The sequence below is a fragment of the Microbacterium sp. NPDC008134 genome (assembly GCF_042957055.1).
Lineage (GTDB): Bacteria > Actinomycetota > Actinomycetes > Actinomycetales > Microbacteriaceae > Microbacterium.
Window position 1 is genome coordinate 1 of record NZ_JBIBHO010000001.1, and the last position, 12,249, is coordinate 12,249.

Sequence of the window (12,249 nt, forward strand, 5' to 3'; positions counted from 1 at the left end):
ACCTCCGCATCATGCTCACCGATCCGCTCACCCAACAACGCCGCGGCCTGCGCCTCCAACACCGCGATCCGCCGCCGCACATCCACCCACTCATCCAACAGACGGCCACACTCGACCTTGTCGAGAGGGGGCGCGTCGAGAGCGGCCGTGGCGGTCGATGTCATACCCCGAGTCTAGAACATATATTCGAAACTGGGAAGGGTGAGAAATGCGCCACAAGACCACGTTCAGCCCCGCCCGGTACGCTGAAACCGTGCCCTCCCTCCTCACCGCAGGTTCGACGCGCGCTCCGCGCCGCCTGTCGTCGGCGACCCCGATGGGGGAGTGGATGCGTGTCGTGATGCACCCCGGCACCAACGGATGGACCAGCGTCTGGGGAACGATCTCGCACGGCGAGATCGCCGGCTGCCCACCGCCTCGTCGACCCTAGGCCGCGCCTCTCGAGGGGTGGCCGCGTTCGTCGACCACTCCTACTTCTCGAGGTACACCCATGTCTTCTTCCCGTCTTCGCATCCGCCCCCGCTTCGCCCCGCACGAGCTGTGGCGCGGCATCCGTTCCACCGCCCGTAGCGACGTGCTCGGCGGCGCGCTGCTGCTCGCCGCGACCGTCGCCGCGATCATCCTGGCCAACTCGCCGGCGGCCCCCTGGTACGAAGGCGTCCGTGACTTCACCTTCGGCATCCCCGAACTGCATCTCGACCTCAGCGTCGGCGCCTGGGCGGCCGACGGGCTGCTCGCGATCTTCTTCTTCGTCGTCGGTCTCGAGCTGAAGGAGGAGTTCGTCGCCGGGCGACTCCGCGACCCCCGGCGTGCGGCCCTCCCGATCGCCGCCGCTGTGGGAGGCGTCGCAGTTCCGGCAGTGTTCTTCGTGATCATCAACGCCGCGAGCGGTGCGGAGGCACTGCGCGGCTGGGCGATCCCCACCGCCACCGACATCGCCTTCGCCGTCGCGGTCATCGCCGTGGTCGGCCGCTTCCTCCCGCCCGCGCTGCGGGTGTTCCTCCTGACGCTCGCCATCGTCGACGACCTGATCGCGATCACGATCATCGCGACGTTCTACACCGAGTCGATCGACCTGCCGCTGCTCGTGCTCGCGCTCCTTCCGCTGGCCGGATTCGCGTTCGCCGTGCAGAAGGGCGTGCGCGCGTGGTGGATCCTGCTACCGCTGGCCATCGCGGTGTGGGTCTGCGTGCACGCCGCCGGGGTGCACGCGACCGTCGCCGGCGTGCTGCTCGGTTTCGTCGTGCCGGTACTGCCGACCGAGAGAGCGCGGGTGGCCGTGGGCGAAAACGACGGCGAGACGCAGTACGACGGCATGGCCGCGCACTTCGCCGATCGATGGGGAATCGTCGCGACGCTCTTCGCTGTGCCCGTGTTCGCGTTCTTCGCGGCGGGCGTGAGCATCGGCGGGATGGACGGTCTCCTCTCGGCGCTGCGTGACCCGATCACGATCGGGATCATCATCGGTCTGGTGGTCGGCAAGCCCATCGGCATCCTCCTCACGACCTTCCTGCTCAGTCGCATCCCGGCGCTGCGGCTGGAGGAATCGCTGCGCTGGCCCGATCTGGTGGGCATGTCGTTCCTGGCGGGTATCGGCTTCACGGTCTCCCTGCTCGTCGGCGAGCTCGCCTACGGCTCGGCATCCGTCGCCGATGAGCACGTCAAGATCGGGGTGTTGCTCGGATCGCTGATCGCCGCGGTCATCGGCGGTGTCGCGCTCGCGGTGCGGAACGCGCGTGCACGCGCCGCAGGGAGCGGAGACGGCCCCGATGTCCCCCGCCATCCGTAGGCTGGTCGGAAGCCACTCGACGAAAAGGACATCCTCATGGCAACGACGGCGCTCAGCAGTGCGGACTTCGCGCAGACGGTCGAGAAGGACGGCATCGTGCTCGTCGACTTCTGGGCGGAGTGGTGTGGACCCTGCCGGATGTTCGGGCCGATCTTCGAGGGGGCGTCGGAGCAGCACCCCGACATCACCTTCGCGAAGGTCGACACCGAGGCGAACCAGGACCTCTCGCGCGCCGCGGGCATCGTCTCGATCCCGACGCTGATGGCGTTCCGCGACAACATCCTCGTCTTCTCGCAGGCCGGCGCCCTGCCCGCCCCGGCCCTCGAGAACCTCATCGGCCAGGTGCGCGCCCTGGATATGGATGCCGTGCGCGCTCAGATCGCGGAGGCGGAGGCGGCTTCCGCCGAGTAGAGCCCTCACCGCACGATCGGCGTCTCCGCCGCGATCACCTCTGCCGACATCGGGAGCTCGCCCAGGATGCGGGGCGCGCCGTCGACCCAGTCGACGCGCACGCCTGCGGCCTCGAGCGCCTCGACGTCGATCACGATGTCGAGGAGCGGAAGATCGAGATCGCCGAAGCGGCGTTCGACCACCTCCGCCACGCGCCCGCCCGTGGTCGCGTGGATGAATCCCGCGTCGTCGAGGTGGATCCCGCGGGTTGAGACGACGTACTCGCCGAACCCGCGGCTCATCTCCCAGTCGTCTTGGATGGCGATGTGATGGATCTGACTGCTCAACGCTCCTCCTAAATGAAACGAATGCGTTGCATTAAACGATAGGCTACTCCCATGACCGGAAAGCGCGGGCGCCCCTCCGCCGGAGATAAGGCCGAGCGCCATGAGCGGATCGTCGATCTGGTCGTCGCGATCCTCGCATCCGAGGGATACGACTCGGTGACCTTCGACCGCATCGCCGCCGATGCGCACGTCGCCAAGCGCACCCTCTACGGCGAGTACGGCGATCGGCTCGGACTCGTGCGTGCGGCCGTCCGTCGGCAGCACGCCTACGCCGACGGCGCCTGGCAGTCGGCGAACGGTGTGCGCGCAGCATCCGTCGCCGTGGTGAGCCACCTCCTCGCCGACGAAGCCGTCGCCGTTCATCGCGCGCTGATCGGAGCGGGGGGAGCGGATGCAGCGCTCGCCGCCGAGTTCTACGACGAAGGTCCGGGGCGAGCGCAGCGCTTCCTCAGTGAGCACCTTCCGGCCGACGCGGTCGTTCCCGCCGACCTCCTGTTCGCCGCTCTCCTCGGAGAGCCGCACCGTCGGCGCCTGCTCGGACTCGATCCCGCGCCCTCGACCGAGCTCGTCGCCGCGCACGTCGATCGCACGCTGAAAGTCCTCGGACTCTGACGCGGCGCTTCGAGGATCGGCTTCGCGTCAGGCCCCGGCGCGCCCGACCGATCCGCCGAAATACACCTCGACGGCGTGCACCCGACCGCCGCGCACTTCGAGCGACTCGACGTTGCGCCACAGCACGCCGTCGACGGCATATTCGTAGCGGTGCAGGACCAACCCGTCGATCGGGATGATCTGGAGCGTGTGCGCAGGAGAACTGAAGTGCCCGGCAGTGGGGAAGCACCGCTCCAACCAGGTCGCCTTGTCGATGTGGTCGTCCTGGGGACTCGTGAACACGAAATCATCGGCCATGATGCGCTCGGCCGCCGCGCGATCCTGATCGCGGAACGCGCGCATGAACTCCTGGACGACCCCGACGGCGCTGCTCGACATGTCGCGAGCGTAAGCCGGGACGGATGCCGTGGCAAGCGGTGCCCGAACGGTCGCGACCGTGCGCCCGCTCTCAATCCAGTAGAACGTGATCGAGTGTGACCATCGCCAGAGCGTTCCGTGGGACGACAGTCGTGCACACGGAGTTGTCATCGATGCGGAAGCCGACAGCGTGCACGCAGGGATCGTCGTCGTACTGAACGCCCACGCGCTCCATGCCGTCGACCTGGACGAGCCCCTCGACGACCGCCTCCGGAGTCGGATCCAGACGACGCCTCCCGGAGTCAGGGGCGAATTCCGCTTCTCCACGACGCGTGTTGCGGAGCACATGGTCGACGTGGTCGGCGAGCACGACACGGAGGGATGACCTCGTATCGGTGGGGTTCGCGAACCAGCTCGTACGGGTCGCCTCGAACAGCATCGGATAGAGAAGCATCTTCGACAATTCCGCGACCCACGAAGGGCGGCCATGCGCGGGCTCGTCCTCGATCGCCCGGCGGGTCCGTTCGTCGATCTCGACGCGGTTGCGTGGATCCGAGCGGTCTTCGGGGTACCGCCAGAGCGTATAGCTCGACGAGGCGGCCAGGGACGACACCGCTCCGTCGAGGTGACTCTCCATGAGCGAGTTCATGGAGGATTTGGTCAGCGACGCTTGAGGTCGCAATCGGAAGGGTCGGACGGGCAACGCGCGGATTCGCGCATCGATCTCGATACGGGGATCGGGGGCATCACTGGGGAGGACTCCGTCGAACTTCATCGCGACAGTGTGCGGGAGAACACTGGGTGTCGGCTCTACGGCGCACGGCGGATGTGGTGTCTCGACGCCGCGGGGCCAACGCCGCCGTGCTCAGTCTCGCATCCGCCCCAGCAGCCACACGAAGTACGGCGCCCCGACGAGCGCGACCATCAGTCCTGCCGGCAGCTGTGACGGGGCGATGAGCGTGCGCCCGAGCGTGTCGGCGACGAGCACCATGAGGCCGCCGAGCACCATCGCGACCGGGATCACTCGCCCATTGCGCGCCCCGACCAGGGTGCGCGCGAGGTGCGGTGCCACGAGCCCGACGAACCCGACGGTGCCGATCGCCACCACGGCGACGGATGCGAGCACGGCCGCGAGAGCGAGCACCCCCAACCGTGTGCGCTCGGGCGGAACGCCGAGGATGCGCGGGGTGTCCTCGTCGATCGCGAGCAGGTCGAGCTGACGTCGCATGCCCCACAACAGCGGTGCGGCGATCGCGATCACGACGAGTACGGGCATCACGTCAGGGAGTGAGCGCCCGTAGGTCGTGCCGGAGAGCCAGGTGAGGATCCGCGGGGTCTCCCACGGGTCGGAGCGCAGCAGCAGGAACGTGGTCACGGCGCTGATGGCGTAGCCGGCTCCGATACCGATGAGCACGAACCGGTCGGGCAAGAGTCCGCCGCGCCAGGCGAGAAGAGTGATGAGAGCGAACGTCAAGAGCCCGGCCACGATGGCCATCGCGATGATCGCGGGGCGTGCGCCGCCGCCCACACTCGATGTCACGACGATGACGGCGCCGAGCCCCGCTCCGGCGGTGATGCCCAGCAACCCCGGCTCGGCGAGGGGGTTGCGCACGGTGCCCTGCACGGCGACACCCGCGAGAGCGAGGGCGGCGCCGGCGAGTACCGCGGCCGCGACACGCGGGCCGCGTTCGTCGAGCGCCCGGGTGACGAGGTCGGGGGCGGCCTGTTGCAGCCAGAGAGCGATGTCACCGAGACGCAGCCAGAGGCTGCCGGCGAGAAGGCCGATCACGATCGTGGTGACCAGCAACGCGATCGCGACCAGCGCCACCAGGATGAATCGACTACGCGTACGCAGGGTCGACCGCGCGGTGCGGATCGCCCGGGCGCTCCCCGCATCGCGCATCCGCAACGCGAGGATGATGATGACGACGCCGCCGAGGAGCGCGGTCGGGATACCGGTGGGAATCGAGGTCGCCCCCTCGGCGCCCAGGATCGCCCGCAGTACGGCATCCGCCAGCAGGATGAGGAGGGCGCCCAGCAGGCCGGAGACCGGCACCAGGAAGATGTGGCGACGCAGTGCCGTGACCCGCGTCGCGAGCAGCCGCGCGAGCACCGGAGCGCCCAGGCCGACGAAGGCGATGGGGCCGGCGAGGGTGACGGCCGTGCTGGTGAGCAGCACGGCGCAGAGGACGGCGACCGCGCGGGTCGAGCGCACGGGGACCCCGAGTGATGATGCCGTGTCCTCGCCGAGTCCGAGCACATCGAGGCGCCGCGACAGCAGCAGAGCGATCAGCAGCACGGCGACGATCATCGGTGCGGCCCGGGCGGAGGCGTCGAGGTTGAGCTGGCCGAGCGAGCCGCTGCCCCAGGCGAAGAGCCCGGTGGTGTTCTCTTTGAAGAGGATGAGCAGCATCGCGGTCCCGGAGTCGAGGGCCATCGCGATCGCGGAGCCCGCGAGGATGAGGCGAGTGGTGGTGGTACCGGCCGCGCGCCCGGTGAGGGCGAGCACGAGCGCCGCGGCGAGCAGACCGCCGACGAAGGCGACCCCGCTCGATGCCCACAGCGGCACCGAGAGACCGAATGCCGCGACGGCGGTGAGAGAGAAGTAGGCGCCGGCCGTCACCGCGAGGGTGTCGGGCGAGGCGAGGGCGTTGCGCGTGATCGACTGCAGCAGCGCGCCGGCGACGCCGAGGGCGAAGCCCACCGCGATACCCGCGAAAAGGCGCGGCAGGCGCGAGCCGGTGAAGACGTCACCGACCGGCACTCCGCCGACGCTGACGTCTTCTCCCGCAAGAGCCCGCAGCAGATCGGTCGCGCCGATCCCCGACGTTCCCTGCGTCAGATGCCACAGCCCCACGCCGACCACGGCGAAGACGAGCGCGACCAGCAGGCCGAGGCCCCCGAGCATCCCTCGGCGAGCAGCGGCCCCGCCGTCGACCGGCTCCCCGCTTTCGGGAAGCCGGCCGACGGGCGCGAAGCTGGTCGGTGCGGTCACTTGCCGGTGATGACCTCGACGAAGGCGTCGATGGCCTGCTCACCCGAACGCGGGCCGCCTGCTCCCCAGACACCCGGGGGGAACTCGAACGCGCGGCCCTCCTTCACGGCGGGGAGCGAGGTCCAGATCGAGCTCTTCTCGAGTTCGGTCACATAACTGTCGGCCGTGCCGTCGTTCGAGTAGACGAGGTTCGCCTCGCCGACCGCGGTGAGTCCCTCGATGTCGGTCTGCGCGAGACCGTACGCCGGGTCGACGCCGCCGCTGCCGTAGGAGTCGTTGATCTCGTCGGTCCAGGCGCCGGTGAGTCCCAGCTCCTCGCCGAGCTCGGTGAACAGGGCGCCCTGACCGTAGGGGCGGATGACGACGTTGCCGCCCTCGATCCAGCCGTCGAAGAAGACGAAGTCGGTGGTGGCGAGGTCGGCGTCGGCCACCTTCTCCTTAGCGTCGGCAAGGTGCCGGTCGAACTCGTCGAGCACCTGGTCGGCACGCTCGGTGCGGCCCGTCGCCTCACCGATCATCGAGAACACCTCCTTCATGTTCGCGATCTGACCGTTGCCGTCGGCGCCGATCGTCGCGAGCACGGGCACGTCGCGCTCTTCGAGCTTCTTCAGCAGCTCATCGTCGGCGCTGTACGCCTCGATGACGATGAGGTCGGGATCGGCTCCGTAGACGGCGTCGAGGTCGGGCTCGCCGCGCTCGCCGACGTTGGCCACGCCGTCGGGCAGCGTCTCGGCGCTGACGTAGGTCTCGTAGCCGTCGATGGATGCCGCGCCCACGGGCGTGACGCACAGCGAGAGCAGGTCTTCGGTCTGCTGCCACTCGAGCACGACCACGCGCTCGGCGGGCTTGTCGAGCTCGACCGTGCGGCCGAGGCTGTCGGTCATCGAGACGGCGTCGGTCGAGGTCGTCGTGGTGTCGTCGGTGCAGCTCTGCGACGACACGGCATCGGCGGTGTCGCCGCCGGCCGAGACATCGGTGGTACCACAGGCGGTCAGCGTCAGCGCGGCGATGCCGGCCACGGCGACGGCCGCGAGGCGGGTAGCGCGGGTCATGGGGTGTCCTCTCGAGAACGGTCGGTGGAAGGGGGGACGGAGGCGGCATCGTGCAGGCGCGGGGCGTGGCGGCCGACGGGGTCGATCCGCAGCCGGTGCGTGCGCGGGTCGACGCTGACCTCGACGCGGAGCTGATAGGCGGCGCCGATGTTCTCGGCTGTGAGTACCTCGCGCGCCGTGCCCGAGGCGAGCACGCGTCCCCCGGCCATGAGCAGGAGGTCGTCGGCGACGCGCGCCGCGTGATCGAGATCGTGGAGGACCACGCCGACCGCGACGCCGTGGGCGTCGGCGAGGTCGCGGATCAGGTCGAGGGTCTCGACCTGATAGCGCAGGTCGAGGTGGTTGGTGGGTTCGTCGAGCAGCACGACGCCGGTCTCCTGCGCGAGGCAGGCGGCCAGCCAGACCCGCTGCAGTTCTCCGCCGGAGAGTTCGCCGGCGGCGCGGTCGGCCATCGAGGCCACGCCGGTCGCATCCAGCGCGTGCTCGACGGCGGCGCGATCGTCGTCGCTCATCCCAGCGAAGCGGCGGCGATACGGATGCCGTCCGAAGGCGACGACTTCGCGCACGCTCAGCCCCTGCGGCGCGACGCGCGACTGGGCGAAGAGGGTGACTTGCTGGGCGAACTCGCGTGCGCTCAGAGTGGCGATCGGTCGCGCCTCGGCATCCGCTCCGTCATCACTGTCGAGCACGATCCGACCGCCGGTCACGGGGTGCAGGCGGGCGAGGCTCCGCAGCAGCGTGGACTTGCCCGAGCCATTCGGGCCCACGAGGGCGGTGACGCGACCCGGGCGCAGTGTGACGGAGACCCCGTCGACGACCGTCGTGCGCCCGAAACCGAGCGAAAGATCTTCGCCGGAGAGACGAGAGGCGACGCGCTGTCCCGCGAGGGGGGAGGGCGTGGAAGAGCGTGCGGCAGTCATGAGGGTCCTGCGTCGGAGGGGGTGGATGCAGGGTTCCTCGGTCGTCGGAGGCGACGGGCGGATGCGCGGGAAGACACGTTCTTAGGGTTACCTTGCCTCACCAGGCTAGATCGGCGCGCCCGGGTCCGCAATCGAGGTCATCCGCCACTCGATACGGCGTTCCGGACATCTCAGGCGCGGTACGTTCTTGCGGGAGTCGCCGATGTCGATGTGTAGGCACCCGGAGTCCTGCCCATGACCCGCTTGAACGAGGCGATGAACGTGCTCGGCTGCGCGTACCCCATCACCTCGGCGACCTCGTGCACCGACAACCCCTCGGCCAGCAGCGCCAGGGCCTGATGGACGCGCAGCACCTGGCGCCACTGCAAGAACGAGAGCCCCGTGTGCGCGCGGAAAAGCCGAGTGACGGTGCGTTCGCTGATGCCGAGCAGCGCTGCCCACTCGGTCAGGGTGCGGTCGTCGGTCGGATCATCGAGCAGCGCCGCCACGATCGGCCCGACGCGTTCGGCATCCGGCACGCGGAGTGACAGCTGGCCCTCGGCGGGGGCGAGTACGTCGAACACGACCGATTCGGCGCGCAGGCGCTCCTGCTCGCTGAGGTCGTCGCGCTCGAGGTGGGTCAGCAGCGAGGCGAGGATCGGAGTCACCTCGACGGCCGACGACGCGGCGAACGCCGGGGCGCCGAGGCGTGAACGCTGCGGGTCGAACAGCGCATCCGAGAGGATCGTGCGGGCGGTCGTGCGCCCCGAGTGCACGACGCCCGCCGGAATCCACAGGCCGTGCCCCTCGGGCACCGTGATGACGGCATCCGCGAGGCGCACCGTCATCGTTCCGCCGCGCACCCACACGAGTTCGTGGACGGGGTGCGCGTGCGGTTCGAACTCCAGCGGTACCGTCACGAACACGCTTTCGGTGGAGATCGCGAACGGGGGAGGCACGGCATCCGGCACCTGGATCTCGTCGAGGATGACGGTGTTGTCCTCGCGTCGCCACGCGCCGCGCGAGGGCACGGGGGCGGATGCCTGCTGCATGCTCCGAGTCTACGAAGTGACGTCTCACGAAAGATCGGGTGTTTCGACCGCGCGCGGCGGCTTCGATGTCGGCGGATCGGCTAGAGTGACCGAGCCTCTCCACTCCTCGGGCGGAGACGAGGTGATGGGGGATGTACGCCCGGTATCCGTCCGGCTTTACCCGAAGCCATGAAGGAGAACCCCGGTGGGGAACACTCGCGTCCGCGCGCGCCTTCGGCGCACCCTTTCGACTCTTGCTCTGGCCGCTGCGCTCGTCGCAGGGCCGGTGCTCGCCGCACCCGCGGAACCGGCGGCCGCAGCATCCGCGATCACCGTCGTCGACGCCGAGCGGGCACTCAGCGGTGAGACGCCGTCGCCCCGCACGGAGGTGACCGACACCACAGTGCTGACGCCCGTGCACCTCGCCATCGGCGGCGTCAGCGTTGCGTTGCTGCTCGCCGTGGTCTGGGGTCTCGTGCTCGACGTGCGTCGTCGGCTCCCGCATCGCAAGAGTCGGATGCCGGGCATCTGAGAGCCCGACGCCCACCCGGTTTCGTCCGTGCGCACGCGGCGATGTATTGGAAGCGAACCGATTCGATGCGGGATGCCGGAGGGGCCGAGGGCGTTGCGCGCGGCTACGCGCCGAACGGATGCCTGTCAACGGGCATCCCTTCGGCCGCGGTCGCGGGCACCCTGGAGTGCACCGACGACGAGAGGAGCACGACATGTCGAATCCTGAAGGTCTCATCACCTCCTTCGGCACGGAGGAGTCCGCACACCTTCCCCCTAAAGAGGACCTGGCCGAGGAGAACGCACTGCGGGAGGAAGAGCTTGCAGAGGAGGAGATGATCGCGGATCAGGACGCGGCGGGCGCCGTCACCGCCGACCCCGATTTCGGCCTCGAGAGCGCCCCGTCGGACATCACGACCGCCGACACCGGCCACGGCACCCTTTAAACGCCTCGAGCGGACTCTGTCAACGGGCATCCGCTCGGGCGAGGTCGCGGGCACTCTGGGAGCCTGACGACCGACGACGAGAGGAATCACCGTGTCGAACCCCGAAGGCATCATCAGTTCCATCGGCTCGCAGGAACCCGGCATCCTCCCCGAGGAGGAGGACCTCGTCGAAAGCGACGACTCCACCCTCCCCGACGACGACGTCTCGGCCGAGACGCGTCTTGAGGGGCAGGACGCGATCGGCGGTGCCGTGAACACCGACCCGGATCTCGGCATCGCCGACTCGCCCGACGACGTCGAGGAGGAGGGCGCGTGAGCGACGACGGCCGCGCTGGCGACACGCACATGCCCACCGGCGCCGATGCCGAGGAGCGGATCCGCGAGCTGCTCGACCAGCGGCAGCGCGACGGTGTCGGTGTGGATGACGTGCCCGCCGGCCATGCGGGTGCCGATTCGGGCTCCGCGGCGACGGTCGGCGTCGACGAAGCGACCGACGAGGCGGCCGCGGCCGAGAACGAGTCGTACAATTCCGAGCACAACGACGAACCCGGGATCGGAAACCGCGGCCGCTGACCCGCCCCGGGGAACTAGACGGTCGACGGGTTCAAGATCACCTTGATGCAGCCGTCCTCCTTCTTCTGGAACGTGCGGTACAGGTCGGGGGCGTCGTCGAGCGGAGCGCGGTGCGTCGTCATGTCCATCACACCCAGCGGATCGCTGATGTCCTCCACCAGCGGCATGATGTCGTCGATCCAGCGCTTGACGTTGCACTGCCCCATGCGCAGGCTGATCTGCTTGTCGAACAGCGTCTTCATGGGCATGATGTCGGCGTCGCCGGCGTAGACCCCGCTGATCGAGACCGTTCCGCCGCGGCGCACGGCGTCGATCGAGGCGTAAACGGCCGCGAGGCGGTCGATACCGGCCTTGTCGAGCAGCTGGCGCGCGGCTGCGTCGGGTAGCAGGCCCACCGCCTTCTGGATGAACTCGACGCCGGCGTTGCCGTGCGCCTCGAGGCCCACGGCATCCACCACGCCGTCGGCACCGCGGCCGTCGGTGCGATCGCGCAGCTCGTCGACCACGGTGTCGGTCAGGTCGAGGGTGTCGATCCCATGGCGTTCGGCCATCGCGCGCCGCTCCGGCACAGGGTCGACCGCGAGCACCCGATAGCCGCGGTGGCGACCGATGCGGGCGACGAACTGGCCGACCGGCCCGAGGCCCATCACGGCGAGCGTGCCGCCCTCGGGGACCTGCGCGTAATCGACCCCCTGCCATGCCGTGGGCAGGATGTCGCTGAGGAACAGGTAGCGCTCATCGGGGAGATCGGATGCGACCGGGATGTGGTTGTAGTCGGCGAGCGGCACACGCAGGTACTCGGCCTGCCCGCCCGGCACCTGCCCGTAGAGCTTCGTGTACCCGAAAAGCGCCGCTCCGCTTCCGTACTCGCGCACCTGCGTGGTCTCGCACTGCGACTGGAAGCCGTGGGTGCACATGAAGCACTCTCCGCACGAGATGTTGAACGGGATCACGACGCGGTCGCCGACCTTCAGCTTCGTGACGCTCGCGCCGACCTCGACGACCACGCCCATCGGCTCGTGGCCGAGGATGTCGCCGCGATCGAGGAACGGCCCGAGCAGCTCGTAGAGGTGGAGGTCCGACCCGCAGATCGCCGACGAGGTGACACGGATGACGGCATCCGTCGGTTGCTCGATGACGGGGTCTGGCACCTCCTCGACCGTCACGTTGCGGGTGCCCTGCCAAGTGAGTGCCTTCATGGTGTGCTCCGATCCGTGGGTGTCGTTCCACGGTGTGCGATCGTCACGT

Annotated in this window: 16 protein-coding genes; 8 read left to right on the forward strand and 8 right to left on the reverse strand. The window is 69.3% G+C overall.

What is annotated here, in order from left to right; all coding sequences use genetic code 11:
- Positions 1–253 precede the first annotated feature (253 nt).
- The 3 genes from ACFY9N_RS00005 to trxA are packed head-to-tail and all read left to right on the forward strand — an operon-like array spanning position 254 to position 2,200.
- Positions 254–430: a hypothetical protein gene (locus ACFY9N_RS00005; protein WP_391476009.1), complete on the forward strand. Its 177-nt coding sequence runs from the start codon at positions 254–256 to the stop codon at positions 428–430.
- A 60-nt stretch (positions 431–490) separates the two neighbouring features.
- Entirely contained in the window at positions 491–1,789 is a 1,299-nt protein-coding gene (gene nhaA / locus ACFY9N_RS00010; protein ID WP_391476011.1) for a Na+/H+ antiporter NhaA, read from the forward strand.
- Between the two features lie 36 nt (positions 1,790–1,825).
- Positions 1,826–2,200, forward strand: coding sequence for a thioredoxin (gene trxA, locus ACFY9N_RS00015; protein WP_391476013.1), 375 nt, complete (start codon positions 1,826–1,828; stop codon positions 2,198–2,200).
- A gap of 5 nt (positions 2,201–2,205) precedes the next feature.
- Here trxA and ACFY9N_RS00020 read toward each other — a convergent pair whose 3' ends face one another.
- Positions 2,206–2,526, reverse strand: coding sequence for a DUF952 domain-containing protein (locus tag ACFY9N_RS00020; protein ID WP_391476015.1), 321 nt, complete (start codon positions 2,524–2,526; stop codon positions 2,206–2,208).
- Between the two features lie 51 nt (positions 2,527–2,577).
- Between ACFY9N_RS00020 and ACFY9N_RS00025 the strand changes: the two genes are divergently transcribed.
- Positions 2,578–3,138: a TetR/AcrR family transcriptional regulator gene (locus ACFY9N_RS00025; RefSeq protein WP_391476017.1), complete on the forward strand. Its 561-nt coding sequence runs from the start codon at positions 2,578–2,580 to the stop codon at positions 3,136–3,138.
- 27 nt (positions 3,139–3,165) lie between these two features.
- Here ACFY9N_RS00025 and ACFY9N_RS00030 read toward each other — a convergent pair whose 3' ends face one another.
- The 6 genes from ACFY9N_RS00030 to ACFY9N_RS00055 form a co-directional block, all read right to left on the reverse strand.
- Positions 3,166–3,516: a nuclear transport factor 2 family protein gene (locus ACFY9N_RS00030; protein WP_391476019.1), complete on the reverse strand. Its 351-nt coding sequence runs from the start codon at positions 3,514–3,516 to the stop codon at positions 3,166–3,168.
- Between the two features lie 70 nt (positions 3,517–3,586).
- Positions 3,587–4,144, reverse strand: coding sequence for a hypothetical protein (locus ACFY9N_RS00035; RefSeq protein ID WP_391476022.1), 558 nt, complete (start codon positions 4,142–4,144; stop codon positions 3,587–3,589).
- Between the two features lie 216 nt (positions 4,145–4,360).
- Complete coding sequence (locus tag ACFY9N_RS00040; protein WP_391478425.1) at positions 4,361–6,403, reverse strand: iron ABC transporter permease; 2,043 nt, start codon at positions 6,401–6,403, stop codon at positions 4,361–4,363.
- Positions 6,404–6,486: 83 nt separating this feature from the next.
- Positions 6,487–7,542: an iron-siderophore ABC transporter substrate-binding protein gene (locus ACFY9N_RS00045; RefSeq protein WP_391476024.1), complete on the reverse strand. Its 1,056-nt coding sequence runs from the start codon at positions 7,540–7,542 to the stop codon at positions 6,487–6,489.
- Positions 7,539–8,462 carry an ABC transporter ATP-binding protein gene (locus tag ACFY9N_RS00050; RefSeq protein ID WP_391476027.1) on the reverse strand — a complete coding sequence of 308 codons (924 nt, stop codon included), beginning with the start codon at positions 8,460–8,462 and terminating at the stop codon, positions 7,539–7,541. The genes ACFY9N_RS00045 and ACFY9N_RS00050 overlap by 4 nt, the downstream gene beginning before the upstream one ends.
- Positions 8,463–8,632: 170 nt before the next feature.
- Positions 8,633–9,493 (reverse strand): AraC family transcriptional regulator, encoded by an 861-nt coding sequence (locus ACFY9N_RS00055; RefSeq protein WP_391476028.1) that lies wholly within the window; start codon positions 9,491–9,493, stop codon positions 8,633–8,635.
- A 184-nt stretch (positions 9,494–9,677) separates the two neighbouring features.
- On the opposite strand from ACFY9N_RS00055, the gene ACFY9N_RS00060 reads away from it, so the two are divergent.
- The 4 genes from ACFY9N_RS00060 to ACFY9N_RS00075 all read left to right on the forward strand — a co-directional run bounded on the left by ACFY9N_RS00060 (position 9,678) and on the right by ACFY9N_RS00075 (position 11,001).
- The gene (locus ACFY9N_RS00060; RefSeq protein WP_391476030.1) at positions 9,678–10,004 is read left to right on the forward strand and encodes a hypothetical protein; all 327 of its coding nucleotides are present in this window, start codon (positions 9,678–9,680) and stop codon (positions 10,002–10,004) included.
- Between the two features lie 193 nt (positions 10,005–10,197).
- A complete protein-coding gene (locus tag ACFY9N_RS00065) occupies positions 10,198–10,428 on the forward strand; it encodes a hypothetical protein (protein WP_391476033.1) in 231 nt (76 codons plus the stop codon).
- A gap of 91 nt (positions 10,429–10,519) precedes the next feature.
- Positions 10,520–10,744, forward strand: a complete 225-nt coding sequence (locus ACFY9N_RS00070) for a hypothetical protein (RefSeq protein ID WP_391476034.1) — start codon at positions 10,520–10,522, stop codon at positions 10,742–10,744.
- Complete coding sequence (locus tag ACFY9N_RS00075) at positions 10,741–11,001, forward strand: hypothetical protein (RefSeq protein WP_391476036.1); 261 nt, start codon at positions 10,741–10,743, stop codon at positions 10,999–11,001. The genes ACFY9N_RS00070 and ACFY9N_RS00075 overlap by 4 nt, the downstream gene beginning before the upstream one ends.
- A gap of 14 nt (positions 11,002–11,015) precedes the next feature.
- Here ACFY9N_RS00075 and ACFY9N_RS00080 read toward each other — a convergent pair whose 3' ends face one another.
- Positions 11,016–12,200, reverse strand: a complete 1,185-nt coding sequence (locus tag ACFY9N_RS00080; protein ID WP_391476037.1) for a zinc-dependent alcohol dehydrogenase — start codon at positions 12,198–12,200, stop codon at positions 11,016–11,018.
- Positions 12,201–12,249: the final 49 nt, after the last annotated feature.